Annotated in this window: 18 protein-coding genes and 2 riboswitches; of the genes, 6 read left to right on the forward strand and 12 right to left on the reverse strand. The window is 66.6% G+C overall.

Annotated features, from left to right (window positions below; genetic code table 11):
• Positions 1-104: 104 nt before the first annotated feature.
• The 10 genes from FBY30_RS02305 to FBY30_RS02345 all read right to left on the reverse strand — a co-directional run bounded on the left by FBY30_RS02305 (position 105) and on the right by FBY30_RS02345 (position 11,501).
• On the reverse strand, positions 105-3,137 hold the full coding sequence (locus tag FBY30_RS02305) for an alpha-mannosidase (RefSeq protein WP_142131033.1): 3,033 nt from the start codon (positions 3,135-3,137) through the stop codon (positions 105-107).
• 127 nt (positions 3,138-3,264) lie between these two features.
• Complete coding sequence (gene fdhD / locus FBY30_RS02310) at positions 3,265-4,158, reverse strand: formate dehydrogenase accessory sulfurtransferase FdhD (RefSeq protein ID WP_142131035.1); 894 nt, start codon at positions 4,156-4,158, stop codon at positions 3,265-3,267.
• Between the two features lie 111 nt (positions 4,159-4,269).
• A complete protein-coding gene (locus tag FBY30_RS02315; protein ID WP_142131036.1) occupies positions 4,270-5,748 on the reverse strand; it encodes a molybdopterin molybdotransferase MoeA in 1,479 nt (492 codons plus the stop codon).
• On the reverse strand, positions 5,745-6,038 hold the full coding sequence (locus tag FBY30_RS20915; protein WP_235009307.1) for a DUF6457 domain-containing protein: 294 nt from the start codon (positions 6,036-6,038) through the stop codon (positions 5,745-5,747). The genes FBY30_RS02315 and FBY30_RS20915 overlap by 4 nt, the downstream gene beginning before the upstream one ends.
• On the reverse strand, positions 6,035-6,778 hold the full coding sequence (gene mobA / locus FBY30_RS02320; protein ID WP_235009308.1) for a molybdenum cofactor guanylyltransferase: 744 nt from the start codon (positions 6,776-6,778) through the stop codon (positions 6,035-6,037). The genes FBY30_RS20915 and mobA overlap by 4 nt, the downstream gene beginning before the upstream one ends.
• A gap of 57 nt (positions 6,779-6,835) precedes the next feature.
• Positions 6,836-7,336: an HNH endonuclease gene (locus FBY30_RS02325; RefSeq protein WP_141943486.1), complete on the reverse strand. Its 501-nt coding sequence runs from the start codon at positions 7,334-7,336 to the stop codon at positions 6,836-6,838.
• A 266-nt stretch (positions 7,337-7,602) separates the two neighbouring features.
• The gene (locus tag FBY30_RS02330) at positions 7,603-8,388 is read right to left on the reverse strand and encodes an NlpC/P60 family protein (RefSeq protein ID WP_142131038.1); all 786 of its coding nucleotides are present in this window, start codon (positions 8,386-8,388) and stop codon (positions 7,603-7,605) included.
• Positions 8,389-8,550: 162 nt separating this feature from the next.
• Positions 8,551-9,240: a C40 family peptidase gene (locus tag FBY30_RS02335; RefSeq protein ID WP_142134829.1), complete on the reverse strand. Its 690-nt coding sequence runs from the start codon at positions 9,238-9,240 to the stop codon at positions 8,551-8,553.
• A gap of 70 nt (positions 9,241-9,310) precedes the next feature.
• Positions 9,311-9,488, reverse strand: a riboswitch (cyclic di-AMP (ydaO/yuaA leader).
• 128 nt (positions 9,489-9,616) lie between these two features.
• Positions 9,617-10,438: a M23 family metallopeptidase gene (locus FBY30_RS02340; RefSeq protein ID WP_142134831.1), complete on the reverse strand. Its 822-nt coding sequence runs from the start codon at positions 10,436-10,438 to the stop codon at positions 9,617-9,619.
• A gap of 10 nt (positions 10,439-10,448) precedes the next feature.
• Positions 10,449-10,660, reverse strand: a riboswitch (cyclic di-AMP (ydaO/yuaA leader).
• A gap of 139 nt (positions 10,661-10,799) precedes the next feature.
• On the reverse strand, positions 10,800-11,501 hold the full coding sequence (locus FBY30_RS02345; RefSeq protein ID WP_142131040.1) for a metal-dependent transcriptional regulator: 702 nt from the start codon (positions 11,499-11,501) through the stop codon (positions 10,800-10,802).
• Positions 11,502-11,826: 325 nt separating this feature from the next.
• Between FBY30_RS02345 and serC the strand changes: the two genes are divergently transcribed.
• Complete coding sequence (gene serC, locus FBY30_RS02350) at positions 11,827-12,957, forward strand: phosphoserine transaminase (RefSeq protein WP_142131042.1); 1,131 nt, start codon at positions 11,827-11,829, stop codon at positions 12,955-12,957.
• Positions 12,958-13,092: 135 nt separating this feature from the next.
• Here the strand turns inward: serC and FBY30_RS02355 are convergent, their stop codons facing one another.
• Complete coding sequence (locus FBY30_RS02355; protein ID WP_142131044.1) at positions 13,093-13,653, reverse strand: DUF3027 domain-containing protein; 561 nt, start codon at positions 13,651-13,653, stop codon at positions 13,093-13,095.
• A gap of 6 nt (positions 13,654-13,659) precedes the next feature.
• The gene (locus FBY30_RS02360; protein ID WP_142131045.1) at positions 13,660-14,043 is read right to left on the reverse strand and encodes a cold-shock protein; all 384 of its coding nucleotides are present in this window, start codon (positions 14,041-14,043) and stop codon (positions 13,660-13,662) included.
• Positions 14,044-14,270: 227 nt separating this feature from the next.
• On the opposite strand from FBY30_RS02360, the gene FBY30_RS02365 reads away from it, so the two are divergent.
• The 5 genes from FBY30_RS02365 to FBY30_RS02385 all read left to right on the forward strand — a co-directional run bounded on the left by FBY30_RS02365 (position 14,271) and on the right by FBY30_RS02385 (position 19,981).
• The gene (locus FBY30_RS02365; RefSeq protein ID WP_142131047.1) at positions 14,271-14,504 is read left to right on the forward strand and encodes a hypothetical protein; all 234 of its coding nucleotides are present in this window, start codon (positions 14,271-14,273) and stop codon (positions 14,502-14,504) included.
• A gap of 10 nt (positions 14,505-14,514) precedes the next feature.
• Positions 14,515-16,992: a helicase-associated domain-containing protein gene (locus FBY30_RS02370; protein ID WP_142131049.1), complete on the forward strand. Its 2,478-nt coding sequence runs from the start codon at positions 14,515-14,517 to the stop codon at positions 16,990-16,992.
• A 12-nt stretch (positions 16,993-17,004) separates the two neighbouring features.
• Positions 17,005-18,651, forward strand: a complete 1,647-nt coding sequence (locus FBY30_RS02375) for a DNA repair helicase XPB (RefSeq protein WP_142131051.1) — start codon at positions 17,005-17,007, stop codon at positions 18,649-18,651.
• A gap of 45 nt (positions 18,652-18,696) precedes the next feature.
• Complete coding sequence (locus FBY30_RS02380; protein WP_142131053.1) at positions 18,697-19,197, forward strand: DUF427 domain-containing protein; 501 nt, start codon at positions 18,697-18,699, stop codon at positions 19,195-19,197.
• Positions 19,198-19,270: 73 nt separating this feature from the next.
• Positions 19,271-19,981, forward strand: a complete 711-nt coding sequence (locus tag FBY30_RS02385) for a response regulator transcription factor (protein ID WP_142131055.1) — start codon at positions 19,271-19,273, stop codon at positions 19,979-19,981.
• Position 19,982: the final 1 nt, after the last annotated feature.

Raw genomic sequence — 19,982 nt, forward strand, 5'->3', positions numbered from 1 at the left:
TTTCGCGAAAGCATACCCCCACCGGCTCTATGAGGTCCCGGGCAGATACAAGGACTTCCACGCTCGAAATATCCTCGTACCTGCCCAAGAACCTTCCAGGGCCCCTACTTCCGGGCGAACCTCAATGTCACCAACTGGAACGGCCGCAGCCTCAGCTCGGCCCCGCCGTCGGCTGTTGCGACGCCGGGGGCTTCAGTGACGCGTTCCAGGAGGTCCGTGGCAAGAACGTTCCGCACTGGGAAATTGGCCGTAATGCTTCCCGCAGAGCGCTGCCCCAAAGACTCGTAAAGCCGCACCACCACGTCTCCCGAACCGTCCTGGGCCAGCTTCGCGGCTTCGATCACCAAGGCCGGATTGCTGACGCTGAAGAGCGGCTCCACCGGAAAGGCACCCCGGACCAGCCTCGGCTGCAGGTTGACGCGGTACCCCTCCTGGACAGCGTCCGCAATACCGGCACCAGGCCGGATGGCCACGGTCAGCTCGTGGCGGCCGCGGTCGGCCTCCGGGTCGGGAAACTTCGGCGCCCGCAGCAGGGAGAGCCGCACCGTGGTGGTGGTGCCGCCGTCGGATTCCCTGACGCTCCTGCCAACATCGTGGCCGTATGTGCTTGAGTTGGAGACCGCCACGCCGTAGCCGGGTTCGCCCACATGGATCCACCGGTGGGCGCAGATTTCGAACTTCGCCGCCTCCCAGGACGTGTTGGTATGGGTGGGCCGGAAAACGTGGCCGAACTGCGTTTCGGCAGCCGACCGGTCTGCCCGCACGTCCAGGGCGAAGCCAAGTTTCAGCAGCTTTTCGCGCTCCTGCCAGTCCACCGTCGTGATGATTTCCAGTGACGGACTGCCAGGCGCCAATGTGATGCGCTGCGTCAGCTTCGACATGCCTGCCGCCCGCTCCACGACCACCACCGCACTGCCGCCTTCACTCGCAAGACGGACCGACTCTGCCTTGACCAGCGGCGTGACGTTGCGCCGATAGAACTCGTCGATATCCCAGGCATCCCACTCATTGGGAGTGTCCCGGTGCAGCTCCAGCAGGTTGCCGCGCTGGCCGGGAGCGATCGCTTCGCGGCCACTGGCATGGTCCTGCAGGGAGGACAGGAGCCCGTCGGAATCCACCACCGCCCGGATGATCCCGTTGTCCAGGATGTAGCCGCCGTCCTTCGGCGTGGCCTGTGCCGGTTCCTGGAACGCCACGGTTTCAGCCGCGGCCAGCGCGGGGACCCCGTTGCGGGTGTGCGGAGCTGCGTTCAGCAGGAACTGCCGGTCACCGGAACCCAGCATCGCGGCAGCGGCCTGGCCGATCAGTGCCTCAAGGGCAGTTTCGATCGCCTGGTAGTTCCGCTCGGCGTCCTGGTGGACCCAGGCGATGGAGCTCCCGGGAAGGATGTCATGGAACTGCTGCAGCAGCACCAGCTGCCAGAGGCGCTTGAGTTCGGCGGCCGGATACTCGAAAGTACCCCCGCTCCGGACCGCGGCGGTGGCGCACCACAGTTCCGCTTCCCGCAGCAGGTGCTCGCTGCGCCTGTTGCCCTTCTTGGTGCGGGCCTGGCTGGTGTACGTGCCGCGGTGCAGCTCCAGGTACATCTCCCCCACCCAGACGGGCAGGGCCTGGTACTCTGCCTCGGCCTGACGGAAGAAGCTCTCGGCCGAACCGATCCTGACCTTCGGTGATCCTTCCAGGTCCGCGGTGCGGGCGGCAGCGGCGAGCATCTCCCGGGTGGGGCCGCCACCCCCGTCGCCGTAACCGAACGGCACCAAAGAGACGGAGCCGCGGCCGTGGTCCCGGTAGTTGCGCTCGGCGTGCGCCAGGTCCCGGCCGCTGAGGTCCGAGTTGTAGGTGTCCACCGGCGGGAAGTGCGTGAACAGCCGGGTGCCGTCGATCCCCTCCCAGTTGAAGGTGTGGTGCGGCATCCTGTTGGTCTGGTTCCAGGAGATCTTCTGGGTAAGGAACCAGCTGCTGCCGGCAGCTTTGACGATTTGGGGCAGGGCGGCACTGTATCCGAACGAGTCCGGCAGCCAGGCCTCCCGGCACTCGACGCCAAACTCCGCCAGGAAGAAGCTTTTGCCCTCCACGAACTGCCTGGCCATGGCTTCGCCACCAGGCATGTTGGTGTCCGACTCCACCCACATGCCGCCCACGGGGACGAACTGTCCAGCCTGCACCTTTTCCCGGATGCGGCTGAACAGCTCCGGGTACAGTTCCTTGATCCAGGCCAACTGCTGCGCGGATGAACAGGAGAAGACAAAGTTGGGGTCTTCGTCCATCAGGGCCACCACATTGGAAAAGGTCCTGGCGCATTTGCGGATGGTTTCCCGGACCGGCCACAGCCATGCAGAGTCAATATGCGCATGACCCGTGACAACCAGCTCGTGTGCCGATGCGTAAGCGGGCCTGGTCAGGACGTCGGCGAGGGCCTGCCGCCCCGCCGCAGCGGTCCCGGCAACGTCGTCGGGGTCCATCACGTCCATCATGCGTTCGAGGGCCCGGAGGATCTCATGGCGCCGTGGAAGCTCAAGGGGGAGTTGTTCCATGAGACCGGACAGCGTCCAGACGTCCTGCTGGAGTTCCCACACGCACTGGTTGAGTTCAGCGATGGCGATGTTGCCCAGCCGGTACTGGGGCGCTCCCCCTGCAGTGGCCTTGTCGCCCAGAGGAGTGGCGGCGAAGGTCCAGCCCTGTGCCATGTCCGGGTTCGCGGCCGCCTCCACGTAGAAGTCCACCGCCATGCCACTGCCCAGCAGCTTCAGGGGGATGTACTGGTTGCGGGGGGAGATGGCCTTGATGATACTGCCGTCGGACCGCCAGGCAATGCCCTCGCACTGGAAGCCGGGCGCTTCGGTAGTGAACCCCAGGTCCACCACCACCTCCACAGCGGTGTCCGGGCCGCCGCCCCAGGATTCGGGGACCTCCCCCTGCAGCCGCAGCCACGTGGTGCCCCAGGGCCTGCCCCACGAGGCGCCCTGCTCCTGGGGCTGGAACTCCTGCCGCATCGCCTCGAGTGCGGGGACAGGTTCGTCCGGAACTTCCCAGCTGCTTAGGGCAAGCGGGACCGACCTGCCGTAGACAGCGGGGCCGATGCGCTCACGCACAAACCTTGCCAGGCGGACTTCCGTGATCCTGCGGTCGTCATGCAATATATGTCCTCTTTAGGCTTGTGACTGGATCATCGTGTCCATTCGATGGACAAATCTACCCGCTGGCGGCACTGCAACCAACCCCTTTTGCAGTTATCCGCCGGCTGTCCCGGCAGTGCAGGCGGCCCTATGCAGCGGGCCCCTGCGCTGCGGGCAGGGCCGGTTCGGGCCGCAGGATCCGCACGTCACCGGTGTAGACGTTGAAACTGGTGCCCCGGCTGAATCCGGCCACCGTCAGCCCGTTGGCCTCGGCCAGTTCCACAGCCAGGCTTGAGGGGGCGCTGACGGCGGACAGGACTGGAATTCCTGCGAGGGCGGCTTTCTGTACCAGTTCGAAGGAGGCCCGTCCAGACACTTGGAGGACCGTTCCGGCCAGCGGCAGGAGGCCTTCGCGCAGTGCCCAACCCACCACTTTGTCCACGGCGTTGTGCCGCCCGACGTCCTCGCGCAGGCACAGGAGCCGCGGCCCGCCGTCGTCCTCAATTGTGAAAAGGCCTGCCGCGTGAACGCCCCCGGTATCGTCAAAGACGCGCTGGGACTTCCGCAGCAGCGCCGGCAGGGATGCCAGGACTTTTGCGTCCACCGTCAACGGATCCGCCTGCGGGCTGAAGTGGGACGATTTCTGGACCGCCTCGATGGAATCCGTGCCGCAGATTCCGCAGGAACTGGACGTGTAGACCTTGCGGCCGGTATCGGGAAGTGGGACATCCGGCCGCAGCTGCGCCTCCACCACGTTGAACGTCTGGACCCCGTTCTCGTCCTCGCCGGCGCAGAACCGCAGCGATACCAGCTGTTCAGGCGCCCAGATGACGCCCTCGGACACCAGGAACCCTGCCACCAGGTCAAAGTCGTCCCCCGGGGTGCGCATGGTGACTGAGTAGGAAAGACTGCCCAACCGGATCTCGAGCGGTTCCTCCACAGCCAGGACGTCTTCGCGGTGCCGGACCGGGTACTCCAGGGCGGCCGGCGAACCGTCCAGGACATACTTGTGCACCTTGCGGCGCTGGGTTAGGCGTCCCATATTCCACCCTGCCTGTTCATTACTCCATCATGGCACCAACGGGACCTCCCTCAGTCCCGAGGCGCACAGCGCAGAGGCCCAACGCAACAGGCCGGAACGGGAGTTTCAGCTTCAACCCAGCAGCGCGCTCCAGTCCACGGGCCCGTTGGATGCCGGTTTACCCTTGGCCTGCCCGGCCCGGGCGTTGTTTCTCGGTTTGGCTTTGGCCGCCCCTTCTTTTGGCGGCGCGATGGGCGGCCCCCAAGGCAGCGCGAATGCCGGCACCAACTCGCCCAGCTGCACGCCGTGCGGCGGCACCACCAGCACACCGTCGGCAGCGGCCAGGCCGCGCATCATGCCGGGGCCTGTGTGCTGCGCAGGGGAAGCCATTCCGTATAGCAGCCGGAAGGGCATCAGGCGGGTGCGTCCAGGATCAGCTTCGATCATGGTTCCGCACGGTACTTCCTGCACGGTGGGCATGGCCCGGTGCCCCAAGGCGGCGAACAAGGGGGCACCGACGGTGGAAAGGGCCATCATGGCTGCGAGCGGGTTGCCGGGGAGCCCAAGGACAAAGCGGCCGTCCGGCAGTTCGGCCAGGACGGCGGGGTGGCCGGGCCGCATTGCCACGCCGTCGATGATGAGCCGCCCGCCGAGTTCTGCAACGGCCCGCCGGAGGTGGTCTGTGCCTGAGCGCCCGGTGCCCCCGGTGGTAATAACGACGTCGGCCGGCAGGTCGGGCGCGTCCGGCACCTCCGGCAGCACGTCTTCGAGCGCAGCAAGCCATTCCGCATACGAGTCGCCGATCCGCTGCTGCCCGGCATGGATACCTCCGAGCATGGCAACCACCGCCGGCAGTTGCGGGCCGAACGTATCGCGCACCTGGCCGGGAACCGGGGTACCGCGTTCCACAACCTCGGATCCGGTCAGCACCAGACGCACCACCGGCTTGCCCTCAACTTGCACTTCGTCGTAGCCTGCCAGCGCCGCAAGGGCCAGGTGTGCCGGGTTCAGTTCCACCCCGGCCTTGACCAGGATGTCTCCTTCAAGGGCTTCCTCCCCTGCCTTTCTGACGTGTTCACCCGCGCGGGGTTCGCCCGGCCGGGCCTTGCCTCCCAACATCACCACCGGGCCTTCATCGTCCTGGCCGAGGACTGCGCTCTCGGTACGGAGGACCGCTTTGCCGCCTGCGGGGATGAGGCCACCGGTGGCAATGGGACTGGCCTGGTGCGGCGCCAGCCGGGTGCCCGGCTCCACCGGGATCCATGGGCCGCTTCCATTGACTGCCCATCCGTCCATGGCCGAGGACGCATAGTGCGGCATGTCCTGGAGTGCCACGATGTCCTGGTCAAGTTTCCGGCCCAGGGCAATGTTCAGGGCCACGGGGCCGGGAGGAATCGGGGTGGCCGCATCGTAGGCAGCCTGCCTGGCCTCTTCCCACGTGTGTGCCAGGTGGTGGTGGTGGGGGCGCCCGGGTTCGGCTTCGCCCGGCTCCCTGTTGCCGGATCCGGCGTCAGCCGTACCGCTTTCCTCCGGGGCGGTTTCTCCCGGGCCGGCGTCCTCCGGGCCAGGACCGGGCGGCTCCGCCGGATCGCTCCGGGTTTCTGCAGTCATTCGCCGGGAGTCCCGGCGGCTTCAGCGTCGTAGTCAGCTGCCAGGGAACGGGCAACGGCCAACGCCGCGTCCATGGAGGCCGCGTCCAGCTCCCTGCCGGGAGCGGCAGCCAGGCCTGCGGCAAAGCCGGCAATGAAGGTGGTAAGCGGAGCGGCCGGCCGGACAACGGCATGGGCGGCAACGCCGGCGAGTGCCAGCACTGCGTTGATGTCTACCTGGACGTCCTCAAGCTTGTACGCCTGGAGAAGGGACCTGCACCATTCTTCCAGCGTTTCGTCCTGGCTTTTCACGACTTGCCTCCCACGTTAGTTCCGCCCGCGCTTGGATCCGTGCTTTCACGCTGGGTCCCGGCGGCAATCCCCAGCGCGGCAGCATCGTCCCAGGTATCCACATCGGAGGTGGACCCGGCGGGGACTGTGACAAGCTGCACGTCCAGACTAGCAAGGAGAGCCCGCACAGAGCCGTTCACCAACCCGTTGCGGGCGGCCAACTCCGCACACGCTTGTTTTAACCCAGGCGTGCTGTAAAAAGCCGCCAGGGGCTGTGCCCTCCCGTCGCCGGACCGGGCCATCATGCCGCCTCCACCGCCTCCCTGGGGGCGGGCGGCAGACGCAGAAAGCGCCTCCCACAACACAGCCACAGCTTCGGACGCCAGCGGCATGTCGCAGGCCAGCACCAAGGTAAAGGGTGCATCTCCGCCATTTCTCGCCAGGGCGTCCAGGCCGGCCGCGATGGCAGCCGCGGGCCCTGCCAAGGGCGGCTCCTCCCGGCACCTGAGCACGCCGGGCGGCCAGTTGGCCGGGGATACCGGGAGTGATGGGGATACCGGGTGTGATGCAGTGCCCTGGGATGGCAGGAAGCCGCTGTCGCCGACGACGACAGTCCGACGGGCACCGGCTGCAGCATCCAGCGCCCGTTCCAGAAGCGTCTGGCCGCGGAAGACAAGGGACTGCTTGGGTACGCCGCCCAGCCGCGATGACCTTCCACCGGCCAGAATCAAGGCATCAAAAGCCAGGCTCTTCTCTTGCACTCCCCCAGCCTAACCACCGGCCGGCGCAGGAATCACGCCGTTTCCCCAGGACCGGGGTCAGGCAGCGCGTTCGGGAAGAAGGAACGGATCCCACGCGGGGGTAGGCTTCTCCAGTTCCTTGATCTGCCAGATGGTGCCGCGCGGAGGCTCGGGCACGAACCGAAGCGTCCAGCCCATCTCGGCCGGCGTGTGGTCGCCCTTGACGTTGTTGCAGCGGAGGCAGGCGGCCACCAGGTTCTCCCACGAGTCAGCCCCGCCCCGGGATTTAGGGTGGACATGATCGATGGTGTGCGCCGCTTTGCCGCAGTACGCGCACTTATGGCCGTCGCGTCTGAGCACACCCCTGCGGCTGACAGCCGTGGAATGGTTGTATCGGGGCCGGATGTACCGGTTGAGGAGGATCACGGACGGACGGCCCAGGACGTCGGTGGGCCCCACCACGGGGTCGTCCCCCTCGGCCACGACGCTCGCCTTGCCCGTGAGCACAAGCACCAGCGCCCGGCGGAAAGTAATAACCGCCAGCGGTTCATATCCAGCATTCAGAACGAGAGTGCGCATGCACTTACCTCTTCACGGCCGCACCCGTCAGGGGCACGAGGGCCGGCTGCCCTCGGCATGTCCGGGCTATGGATCGACATCACAAGAGTAAACAGAGAAGTGCAAAATCAGGTAATCGCCGCCCTGGTACCGTCCCGGAAAACGGCGACGCCGGGAGGCCGTCCCCGCCTGCGGGAACTGCCTTAAAAAGCACAGGACCCCCGCCACGAGGGCGGGGGTCCTTGGACATTAGGCACGGGCTGTCGCCTGTGCCGGACGTGGGGTGCTTACCTGACGTGGATGAACACCGGTCCGGAGCCCACGTTTGCACTGAAGACTACGGTGTCGTTGCCGTTGAAGCCACCATGTACGGCCATGCCGTTTCCGGCGTAGACAGCGATGTGTGCCATTCCTCCGCCACCATCGGCGTAGTAGATCAGGTCACCGGGCTGGGCCTGGGAGGCGGGCACAGTGTCACCGAGGGACAGGTACCCGGCGGGCCAGTCGTGGAAGTGGATGCCGACGGCGGCCAAGGCGTTGGTCACCAGCATGGTGCAGTCCTGGTGGACGCCGAGCTGGGCGTAGGCGGCCGAGAGGATTGCGGCACCCTTGCCGCTGGCGGAAGCCTGGGCTGCAGGAGCGGCCGGGGCAGTGGCGGTGGCAACCTTGGCCGTGACCTTGGGAGCGGCAACGGGCTGGGCAGCAGGCTCCGCGGCGGGAGCAGGGGCAGCTTCCTGCACTTCAACCTGGGGCTCCGGCTCGACGACCGGGGCCGGCGTGGTGGTCACAGCGGGCTTCTCAAAGCTGATGGCAATGGTGGAAGCGGCGGAAATCGGGGCGTCGACCGCGGATTCAACTTCCAGCGCGGAGGCGGGAGCGGAGTCGCGCTTGACGTTTGCGTCGGCGGCGTTCGCCGCAATGCCGCTGGTCAGGACCAAACCGGAAGCAGCGGCAATGACCGCGGCCTGGCGGCCCATGCCGCCGGCGTTGTCGCTGACAGCCTTGGCAATGACAGCGATCGAGTTGGTCTTGGTGACCTCGGCGCGGTGCCGTGCGGTAGCACGAGTCGTCATCAGTTCTCTCTTTCGTTTTCCTTGCGACCGCGTGTAGGCAGGCAAAGGGTCATAGACGCGCCGGCATCTTGGGGGTACGCCGGCGCGTCCCGAACGGGGATGTGGTTTCTAGCGAAAAAGCTTTGGGCAAAGAAATAGCCCTTGGAGCATGGAGCCCAAGAACTACTTGTTGAGGTGGTAGTACGACGAGGTACCGGTGGCTGCAGGCGAGTGGAGCAGCGTGCCCTGCGAGGGGTTGAGTGCGCTGATCATCATGCCGTTGCCGACGTAGATGCCAACGTGCGCGCCGCCGTTCTGGACAACCAGGTCACCGGGCTGCGGTGCGGAGGTGGGGGTCATGATGCTCCACGCGTTGGTGCGGGGAATGCTGATGCCGGCCTGGGCGTAAACCCACTGCACGAAACCGGAGCAGTCCCAGCCGGTGACGGGGCTGGTGCCGCCCCACACGTACGAGTGGCCGATGCCGGTGTAGGCGATGGCTGCGATGCCTGAGGTGGCTGCGGAGGACACGGTCTCGGCGGTCTTGGTGACCGGGGAGGCGTCCTGGCCGGCGGCGGCGGCAGCAGTAGCGGTGCGGTTTGCCGTGTCGGTGGACTGCGTACGCACAGCTTCCACCTTTGGAGCAGCAGTGGTCTTGACCACGGGACGCTCGAAGGAAACTGTGGCCGTGGGGGCAGCGGTGACGGCGAGGGCCGTCTGGGCCGAACCGGATTCGGTGGAAGCTGAGACACCGGCAGTGGTGTCTGCAGCGGTGGCCGGCAGGCCCATGCTCAGGATGAGGCCCGATGCGGCTGCCACAACGGCAGCCTGGCGGCCTACGGTCCCGGCATTTGCACTCACGGCCTTGGACACGGCATCCAAGGGGTTGGTGCGAACCGTTTGCGCACGGTGGCGCGCAGAATTATGGCGTGAAGACACGAAGGTAGCCTCTCCCAATGCCTGCGAGGTGAGCTGTCGGATTCGGATGGGAGTCACCCGGCCACGCTGCTTCCTGGGAAGCTTGTGACTTAACCCCAAGGCCTTCTGGATGAAGGCCAAAATTGGTTCCCCCGCCCCTGCCAGACGATGAAATGCGAACGGACCTTGAGCGGTGGCAGAGTTAGGCAATCCACTCAAGAGCGTCAACTTCGGAAAAGTTGACGCGAGTTAGACGGTACAGCAGTTTTGTTTCAATGTCACATTCAGGTCACGGCGGGTCACAGCGATCTGAGAGTGGACAATCATTCGGTTACAACCAGCCCATGGGATCGACCACTTCGCCGTTGACCTGGACCTCGAAGTGCAGGTGGCAGCCGGTGGACGCGCCGGTTGTGCCGCTCAGCGCCACAACGTCCCCACGGGACACGGTCTGCCCCACCTTGACGTTGAAGGATGACAGGTGGTTGTACGTGGTTTCCAGCCCGTTTCCGTGGTCAATGACAACCCGGTTTCCGCCGCCGAACTGATGCCAGCCCGCGAAGGTCACGGTCCCGGTGGCAGCGGCCAGGACGGAGGTCCCGCACTGCGCCACGAAGTCCTGGCCCCGGTGGAAGTCGCCCGAACCACCGGTGATGGGACTGACCCGGTAGCCGAAGGGGGAAGCGGTGACAAGCGAGGCCAGCGGTGCGGCCAGGGTGCCGGCTGACGCGGCGCGCGTTACGGAGCCGGCCGACTGGGCACTCAGGAGTTGCTTCAGCTTTCCGTCCGGGTCCGCCTGGGTCACCACTGCCGAGCGGCTGAAGTCGATCTGGGCACCGATATCGGCGGAGATTTGGGGCTGGGGCGTTACGGAAGAGGCTGCCACCGGGGAGCTACCGGCGGTGTCAGTGGCCATGACGGGACTCGTGGCAGGCACGGTTACGGTCAGCACCAGGCCGGTGGCCGCAAGGGCAATGCCGGCCTTCTGACCTATGCCGCTGGCAGCGGCAAACTCCGTCATCTGGCGGAACGGACCCCGGCGGCGGCGGGCGTCGCGATGGAGGTCGCGGGGACGCTCCGCTGCGGCAGCTTCGACAACCCGCGGCGCCGAAGGGGGGCCGGCAGCACGGCGGCGTCCCCGGGGGGTCTGCATGGTCAAGAAGGGTTCCTCTCTGGAGAAGCCTGCGGAGTTAGCTGTCGGATTCGGGTCAGAGAGATCAAAGACCCGGCCCGCCAGGGGCAAGCTTCTGCGCAGGGGTATTCCCGGAAGAATCCTTCACTGGAGAGGCTTGCTGCTGACGGACTTCACCCCAAGGCAGTCCCCCGCTGCCGATTGTGGTTCCCCCGCCTCTGCCAGTAACGACTCGTGCACCTGACCCGCTGGCAGAGCTCGGCTCCGGATCAGGTAACGCTTAAGTTTCAACGACTGGTTCTACTATAGGGGCTTAAGACCCTTGGTAACAATTCCGTTATCTTTGCGTTGAAGGGCAGGCGCGGGGTATGGCAGCCCGGCTTTAGCCCTGTTCGATGGCCACAAAGACATGTGCGGCCACCTCGGGCGGAAGCTCCAGCGCTCCTTCAATCCCGGCCACCCGCACCGAGATGTAATCGCCCACGCGTTCCAGCGCCACGGCAGCCCCGGGCCGGATTCCGCCTTCGTCCAGCTGCGCCAGCAGCTCCGGCTCCACCTGGATCGGTTCCGCGAGGCGGCTGATGGTCACGCCCGACGCCGGCGCATAGCTCTTCATCGCCTCCACCAGGCTGATGGCGCCGTCACCGAAGCCGGGGGCCGGCTGGCCGCCCAGCGCGGCAAGGCCGGGAATGGGGTTGCCGTACGGGGACTCGGTGGGGTGGTCCAGCATCTCGTAGATGCGCCGCTCCACCCGCTCACTCATCACATGTTCCCAGCGGCAGGCTTCGTCGTGGACGTAGGCCCAATCCAGCCCGATGACGTCCGCCAGCAGGCGTTCGGCCAGCCGATGCTTGCGCATCACTTCGGTGGCCCGCTTGCGGCCGGTGTCCGTGAGTTCCAGATGCCTGTCGCCGGAGACCACAACGAGCCCGTCGCGCTCCATCCTTCCGATGGTCTGGGAGACGGTGGGGCCGGAGTGGCGCAGGCGCTCGGCAATACGGGCCCGGAGGGCAACGATGTTTTCTTCCTCAAGCTCCAGGATGGTCCTGAGGTACATCTCCGTAGTGTCGATCAGATCCGTCATCCAGCTCAGCTCCTCGGGCGCATTACCTTGCGTTGTCCCACCGTATCGCCTCTTCCCGCGAGGTAGTCCGGGGGAAAGCTTAGCCTATTTTGACTTTGTCCGAATAGCCGCCGGCCCAAGGGGCACACAACAAGCCGCATGCGCGGAACACTTGCACCCGCGGCACATCGTCTCAGTGTCTGGACTTTGCCGCTGCCGGTTCCCGCCCGCCGCTGCTGTTCAGGCAGAATGGAAAAGGCCTATGGCACAGCCGCTGCCCGGCTGCCGGCCACCACAACCCGCCCGTCCGGACCAAAGCGTTCGTCCCCGCCGAATTGGAGCACCTGTGAGCGACACCAGCATCACGATTCCCGCCGACCTCCTGCCCAAGGACGGACGGTTCGGGGCCGGCCCGTCAAAGGTCCGGCAGGAACAGATCGATGCCCTCGCCGCAGCATCCAAAACCATTCTGGGCACCTCGCACCGCCAGGCTCCCGTCAAGAACCTGGTGGGGTCTGTCCGTGAAGGACTGAGCCAGTTCTTCCGTGCCCCTGAGGGCTATGAGGTTGTCCTTGGCGTTGGCGGCTCCACTGCTTTCTGGGATGTCGCCAGCTTCGGCCTGGTGGAGAAGAAGGCCCAGCACCTCTCCTTCGGCGAGTTTGGATCCAAGTTCGCTGCGGCCACCAACAAGGCCCCGTTCCTGGAAGCTTCCTCGATCATCAAGTCCGAGCCCGGCACGCGTCCCGCGGCACAGGCCGAGGCCGGGGTGGACGTTTACGCGTGGCCGCAGAATGAAACGTCCACCGGCGTGGCAGCCCCGGTCCAGCGGGTCTCCGGAGCCGACGAGGGATCCCTGGTTTTGGTGGACGCTACCTCGGCCGCCGGTGGCCTGGACGTGGACGTTGCCCAGAGCGACGTCTACTACTTCGCGCCCCAAAAGAACTTTGCCTCCGACGGCGGGCTCTGGCTTGGCCTGTTCTCCCCCGCCGCGCTGGAGCGGGCCGCCCGCGTCAAGGAAAGTGGACGTTGGATCCCGGACTTCCTGGATCTTCAGACCGCCATCGACAACTCCCGCCTGAACCAGACCTACAACACGCCGTCGCTGTCCACGCTGGTGACCCTGAACGCGCAGGTCCAGTGGCTGAACTCCAATGGCGGCCTGGACTTCGCTGCCGGACGCACTGCCGACTCCGCCGGACGCATTTACAGCTGGGCCGAGGCATCCGATTTCGCCACCCCGTTCGTGGCCAAGCCGGAGGAGCGTTCCAACGTCATCGCCACCATCGACTTCGACGAGTCTGTGGACGCCGCCGCAGTAGCCAAGATCCTGCGCGCCAATGGCATCGTGGACACCGAGCCCTACCGGAAGCTGGGCCGCAACCAGTTGCGCATCGCCACCTTCGTGGCCATCGAGCCGAGCGATGTCTCGGCCCTGCTCTCCAGCATCGACTACGTGGTGGGCGAGCTTCGCAAGTAGGTCCTAACGGCAGCTCGTGCCTGCCCATCGGCAGGCACGCTTAACGTACGACGGCGCCGCCCGGGTTTGTCCCGAACGGCGCCGTTTTCGTTGTGCCCGGCAGAGGGAGGGGCCGGTTTCCCGGCGAAGGTGCGGCTAGGCTCCTGCCTGCGCTCCGTCGTCGTCCGTCGGTTCCCCTGGCTGCCCTGGTTCCTGCGTTCCTGCATCCCTTGCCGCTGTCTCCTGGGGTTCCGGCTCCTGCGCTTCCGGCTCGCGGGCCTCTGCTTCGTGCCCATTAACCTCGGGCTCCTGGGGCCGTTCGTCCTCGGGGCGGACTCGTTCGGCCCACGGCACCCACTCCGGCGCGAGGATGGAATCCTCGGACGGCAGCAGGCCCAGCTCGTTTACGGTGACCACCTTGGAACGCGAGTTGCGGGTCAGCACCGCGTACCACTGCCAGCCTGCATAACCCGCCAGGCGGGACTCGAACAGGTGCGTCACCAACCGGTCGCCCTCGCTCTTGGCCGCAAGGTGCGCCCCGATGGTGGCGGCCGGCGTGATGCTCTCCACCGCTGTGCGGGCCGCATCAACAGCCGCGGCCAGGAAAGCGTCAGGCTTGCCCGTACGCCATACGGGCAAGCCTGCCTTGCGCTTTGGCGGAGTCTTGGCAGCCTGCTCCTGCACTGGCGCGCCCGGCTGTTCAGGTTGGGGATCCATGGGCGCCTAAACGTCCAGCTCGTCGGCAACCTTGCGCAGGGCGGCGGCAATGGCCTTGCCTTTGTTGCCCTCCGGGTACTTGCCCTTGGACAGGGTCCCGGACAGGTTGTCCAGGACGGTCACCAGGTCCTGCACCAGCGGGGCGAGGTCCTTGGCACTGGGACGCTTGGCCTTGGCAATGGACGGGGTCTTGTCCAGCACCCGCAGGCCCAGGGCCTGTGCACCCTTGCGGCCGTCCGCCACGCCGAACTCCACCCGCGTGCCCGCTTTCAGCTCCGTTACCCCTTCGGGCAGCGACGACTTGGGCAGGAAGACCTCCTGGCCGTCTTCGCCCGCGAGGAACCCAAAGCCCTTGTCCTTGTCATACCACTTGACCTTGCCGGTAGGCACGTAATCAACCTTCTTCGTTCTGCTGTCATGAGACGCGGCCGCCTGCCACCGCGTCCGCATTGTTGTGCGGGTTCAAGGTATGGCATGCGCAAACCGCGTTGGTCTGTATCCTTCAAGGTTATCCTGCCGAATGCCTGATTACGCTTCCTGCAGCACTGTTCCGCCCCGGGCGCAAGGGCGGCGGGAGCGTTTAACCGCACCAAGGGAGCCGCTGTAGCGTTGCGTCCATGACTCCCTCGCGTTACCGGCGGCCGTTGATGGTCCTCGCCGCTGTTATTGCCGTGCTGTCCCTCATCGCTGTGGGGACGGTCATGGCGCTTGCCTTCGCCGGGTCGGTGGCGCCCACCTGGGTCACCTACTCTGCGTTGTACGGCCTCCCGGCGGCCTTCATCCTGATGCTCCTGGTGGTCCTCGACGGCGTTGTCGCCCGCCGGCGCGCGGGAAAGGCCGGGCGGCGGTAACGTTGGACTGATGTCCCTCATTCGCGCGCTCGGCATGGAACTGGAGGCACGCAGCAATGATTCGCTGCGGGCGTTGTTCGCCGCGCGGCCGGACCTCATTTCCCCCTCTGTTCCGGACTTCGCGGCGTTGGCGGCGCGCGCCAGTTCCCGTGTCAGCGTTCAGCGCGCCCTCGAGCGGCTGAACCGGCCCCAGATGCAGGTCCTGGAGACCCTGCATCTCTGCACCAACACCGACACAGGGCACAGCGCCTCGGCAGAAGGCCTGCACCAGCTGATCAGCGGTTCCTCGCTGGCAGTTGTTGAGCAGATCATCGGCACCCTGCAGGAGCTTGCCTTGGTCCACCCGGCCGCTCCCCCGCACGGCACCCCTGCCCCGGCCGCCGGCCAGCACTTCTTCCTGCCGGTGGGCTCGCTCAAGGACGTGGTGGGCATCTACCCGGCGGGGCTGGGCCGGAGCTACACGGAGCTGGTCCGGCTCCAGCCGGCCTTCGCACAGCGGGCGGTGCAGCTGGTCTCCGAACTGCACCGCAGCGGGTTCCCGATCCACGCCGCCACCACTCCCATGGAGGCGGCCCTGGCGCTTCAGCACTGGACAACGTCCCCGGATGCCCTGCGGGACATCCTGGCCAAGGCGCCGGAACGGACGACGGCGCTGCTCGCCAAGTTCCGGAACTGGGCCATGGGTGCCGTCCCCCAGGCGCAACGGAAAGCCTCGGTCGCTACGGAGGGGGCCGACGTCGGGCCTGTTGACTGGCTTCTTGCACGCGGGCTGCTGGTACCGCTGGACGCGGCGCACGTGGAGCTGCCGCACAGCGTAGGGGTGGCCCTGCGGGGAGGGGCGATCATCAACGACTTCACCCTTGCCCCGCCGGTTGCCGAGCTCGGCCGCACCACCGCTGCGCTGCGGAGGAACGCAGCCCTGAGCGCAATTTCCGAAACCCTCCGGCTGGTCTCCGAACTGTTGCATGCGGTTGGGGCGCAGCCGCTGGCCACATTGCGGAGCGGGGGCGTGGGGGTCCGCGAGCTGCGACGGCTCTCCGAACAGCTGCGCGTCGACCAGGGCGCGGTGGGCCGGCTGCTGGAGCTGTGCGGCCTGGCCGGCCTGATCCGCCTGGACGTCGATTCCTCATCATGGGTCCAGCCCCCGGAGCTGGAGTGGCTGGTCCTTCCGCGGCAGGAACAATGGCTGTGGCTGGTGAACGCCTGGCTGGCCAGCGAGCGCGTGCCATCCATGGTGGGCCAGCCCGTCAATTCAGCGCCGGGAGCAGCGTCCGCCCAGTCTGCCTCCGGCACCACCATTGCTGCCTTGTCTGGCGGGGCGCAGCGCCCCGATGCCCCGGTGGTCCGCAAGCGCATCCTGGAAATCCTGCTTGAGCTGACGCGGGAAGCCGACGATGGCGACGGAGGCGCGCCGGTCCTTGATGCCGCTGCGGTGCTGCAGCGCGCCGAATGGTCCCAGCCGCGGATGGCCCGGCGGTTCAGTTCCCTCATCCGGGGCGTCCTCGCCGAGGCTGAGATGCTGGGCCTGGTGGGCTCTGGGGCCCTGAGCCAATTGGGGAGCGCCTTTGCGGAGGACCGCCCCGACGCCGCGCTTGCCATCCTGGGCGAACACCTGCCCGCGGCCCTCAACCACGTGCTGCTGCAGGCTGACCTGACCGCTGTTGCTCCCGGCTACCTTTCCCCTGCGCTGACGGAACAGCTCCTGCTGATGGCCGACGCCGAGGGGCAGGGTCCTGCCACCATCTACAGGTTCTCCGCGGAGTCGGTTAAGCGCGCACTGGACCGCGGCTATGACGCCGCGGGCCTGCTGGCGTTCCTCCGGGAGCATTCGGCCACGACGGTTCCCCAGCCGCTGGAGTATCTGGTGGAGGACACCGCTTCCCGGCACGGCAGGCTGCACGTGGGCCAGGCTGCGAGCTTCATCCAAAGCGAGGATGAAACGGCGCTCACCGACCTGATGTCGGGACCGAAGGCTGCCCAGCTGGGCCTGGTCAGGCTGGCCCCCACGGTTGTGGCGTCGTCGGCGCCACCCCGTGAGCTTGCCGCCGTCCTCCGCAGCCTGGGCCTTTCGCCGTCCGTGGACGGCGCCGAAGCCGCCGCGCACCTCCGCCGGCCTGCCGCCCCGCAGGAGAACCTGCGCCCGGTGTACACCGCCCCGGGAATGGCTCCCGCGGCGGAGGAGGTGGAAGCCCAACTGGACGTCCTGCGGCAGGCCGGCGCCGTCGTCGGGCACCACTCCGGTGCCACGCCCGGCAGCGAGGTTGCCACGCAACTGGGGCTGGAGGCGCTGCAAAAGGCCATCCGACTGAAGCAGCGGATCAACATGAACGTGGTGGACAACCTGGGGAATGCCAGCCTGGAAGTTGTTGTTCCGCTATCTGTGAGCGGGGGCAGGGTCCGTGTGTTCGATCCCGCCAAGGACACCGAACGGGTCCTCTCCGTCCACCGCATCATCGACATCGAGGCCGCAGAGGAACTGCGCCAGTAAAGGATTTCCCGCGTGACCGACGGACCCCTGATCGTCCAAAGCGACAAGACCATCCTCCTCGAGGTGGACCACGAGCTGGCCACCGAGGCCCGGCACGCCATTGCACCCTTCGCCGAGCTGGAACGTGCGCCCGAGCACATGCACAGCTACCGGCTCACCCCGCTGGGGCTGTGGAACGCCCGGGCCGCCGGGCTGGACGCCGAAAAGGTGCTGGACGCGCTGCTGAAGTACTCCCGTTTCCCGGTTCCGCATTCGCTGCTGATCGACATCGAGGAAACGATGTCCCGGTACGGCCGGCTGCGCCTCGAAAAGGACCCTCGCCACGGATTGGTCATGCGGACCGACGACTACCCCGTCCTGGAGGAAGTGATCCGGGCCAAGAAGATCGCCCCACTGCTCGGGCCACGGATCGACGGCGAGACTGTCGTGGTGCACGCCTCGCAGCGCGGCCAGCTCAAGCAGCTGCTGCTGAAGCTCGGCTGGCCGGCGGAGGACCTGGCAGGTTACGTGGACGGCACCCCGCACCTGATTTCGCTCAATGAGGACGGCTGGCAGCTGCGGCCGTACCAGCGCCTGGCCAGCGAAAACTTCTGGGCGGGCGGCAGCGGAGTGGTGGTCCTGCCCTGCGGCGCCGGCAAAACCCTGGTGGGGGCCGCGGCCATGGCCACCGGTTCCACCACCACGTTGATCCTGGTCACCAACACCGTCGCCGCCCGGCAGTGGAAGGACGAACTGCTCAAGCGCACGTCCCTTACCGAGGACGAGGTGGGGGAATACTCGGGTGCCCTTAAGGAGGTGAGGCCGGTGACCATTGCCACCTACCAGGTGCTCACCACCAAGCGGGGCGGCATCTACCCGCACCTGGAACTGGTGGACGGCCACGACTGGGGGCTGATCATCTATGACGAGGTCCACCTCCTTCCGGCACCGATCTTCAGGATGACCGCGGACCTGCAGGCCCGGCGGCGCCTCGGGCTGACTGCCACCCTGGTCCGGGAGGACGGCCGCGAGGGCGAGGTCTTCAGCCTGATCGGGCCAAAACGGTACGACGCACCCTGGAAGGACATTGAGTCCCAGGGCTACATCGCGCCGGCGGACTGCGTCGAGGTCCGCGTGGATCTGCCCAAGGACGAACGCGTTGCCTACGCCATGGCTGACGACGCGGACAAATACCGGCTGTGCGCCACCTCCGAGTCGAAGACCCAGGTGGTGGAGGAACTGGTGGCCCGGCATGCGGGTGAACAGCTGCTGGTGATCGGCCAGTACATCGACCAGCTGGATGAGCTCGGCGAGCGCCTGCAGGCACCCGTCATCAAGGGCGACACGTCCGTCAAGGTACGGCAGAAGCTCTTTGATGCATTCCGCGCCGGGGAGCTGCAGACCCTGGTGGTGTCCAAGGTGGCCAACTTCTCCATCGACCTGCCGGAGGCCTCGGTGGCCATCCAGGTCTCGGGCTCTTTTGGGTCCCGGCAGGAGGAAGCCCAGAGGCTGGGCCGGCTGCTGCGGCCCAAGAAGGACGGTCGGGCAGCCCGCTTCTACTCCCTCGTGGCGCGGGACACCCTGGACCAGGACTTCGCGGCCAAACGCCAGAGGTTCCTGGCAGAGCAGGGGTATGCCTACCGGATCATGGACGCCAAGGACGTGGCCGCAGCGGACTAGGAATCCAGCGTGCCAAGTTGCGGCTTCGGCGCGCACACTGGAGGCATGAGAACACGAATCGTCCCGGTGGCGCCCGGACCCGGGCAGGAATCGGTGTGGGAATATCCCCGTCCGCCCCGGATCGAAGCCAGCAGCGAGCGCATCCGCATCGTCCTGGGCGGCGAGGTCATCCTTGACACCACGGACTCGCTGCGGGTCCTCGAGACCAGCCATCCGCCGGTGTACTACGTCCTCGAGTCAGCATTTGCCGCCGGTGCGCTGGAGCCATCCTCGGGCAGCAGCTTTTGCGAGTTCAAGGGCGCGGCGAAGTACCTGACAGTCCGCGGCGGCGGGAAGGAAGCGGACAGCGCCGCGTGGTCCTACCCGGATCCGGCGTCGGGTTTTGAGGCGCTTGCCGGCCGGGTGGCGGTATACCCAGGCCGCATGGATTACTGCGAGGTTGATGGTGAGCGGGTCACTGCCCAACCTGGCCGCTTCTACGGAGGCTGGATAACCAGCCGGGTAGTGGGCCCCTTCAAGGGCGAGCCCGGGACGATGGACTGGTAGGCCCGAGCGGAGCACCATCATCCTCACAACGAATATCCAGACAACTCCCAGAGACTGGGAGCATGATGGGAGCATGAACAAGAACGGTCCAGAAGCCAGGCTGCTCGTCGTTGATGATGAACCCAACATCCGCGAGCTCCTCTCCACGTCACTGCGGTTCGCCGGCTTTGAAGTGGTCTCCGCAGCCAACGGGCGTGATGCCCTGGCAGCGGCCGACACCCACGCCCCTGATCTGGCCGTCCTGGACGTCATGCTCCCGGACATGGACGGGTTCACCGTGACCCGCCGGCTCCGGGCCTCCGGGAAACACTTCCCCGTCCTCTTCCTCACGGCAAAGGACGATACCGAGGACAAGGTGACCGGCCTGACCGTGGGCGGGGACGACTACGTCACCAAGCCCTTCAGCCTCGACGAGGTGGTGGCCCGTATCCGGGCGGTGCTTCGCCGGACGCAGCCCCTGTTGGACGACGACGCGGTGATCCGCGTTGACGACCTGGAACTCGACGACGACGCCCACGAGGTGCGGCGCGGCGGCACTGTCATCGAGCTCTCCCCCACCGAGTTCAAGCTGCTGCGCTACCTCATGCTCAATCCCAACCGGGTGCTTTCCAAGTCGCAGATCCTGGACCACGTCTGGGAGTACAACTTCAACGGGGACGCCTCGATCGTGGAGTCCTACATCTCCTACTTGCGGCGGAAGGTCGACATCGACCCCGACGCACCGGCACTGATCCAGACCAAGCGCGGCGTGGGCTACGTGCTGCGGACGGCTGAAAAGCGCTGAC

Source organism: Arthrobacter sp. SLBN-83 (assembly GCF_006715285.1).
In the GTDB taxonomy this organism is placed as follows: Bacteria; Actinomycetota; Actinomycetes; order Actinomycetales; family Micrococcaceae; genus Arthrobacter.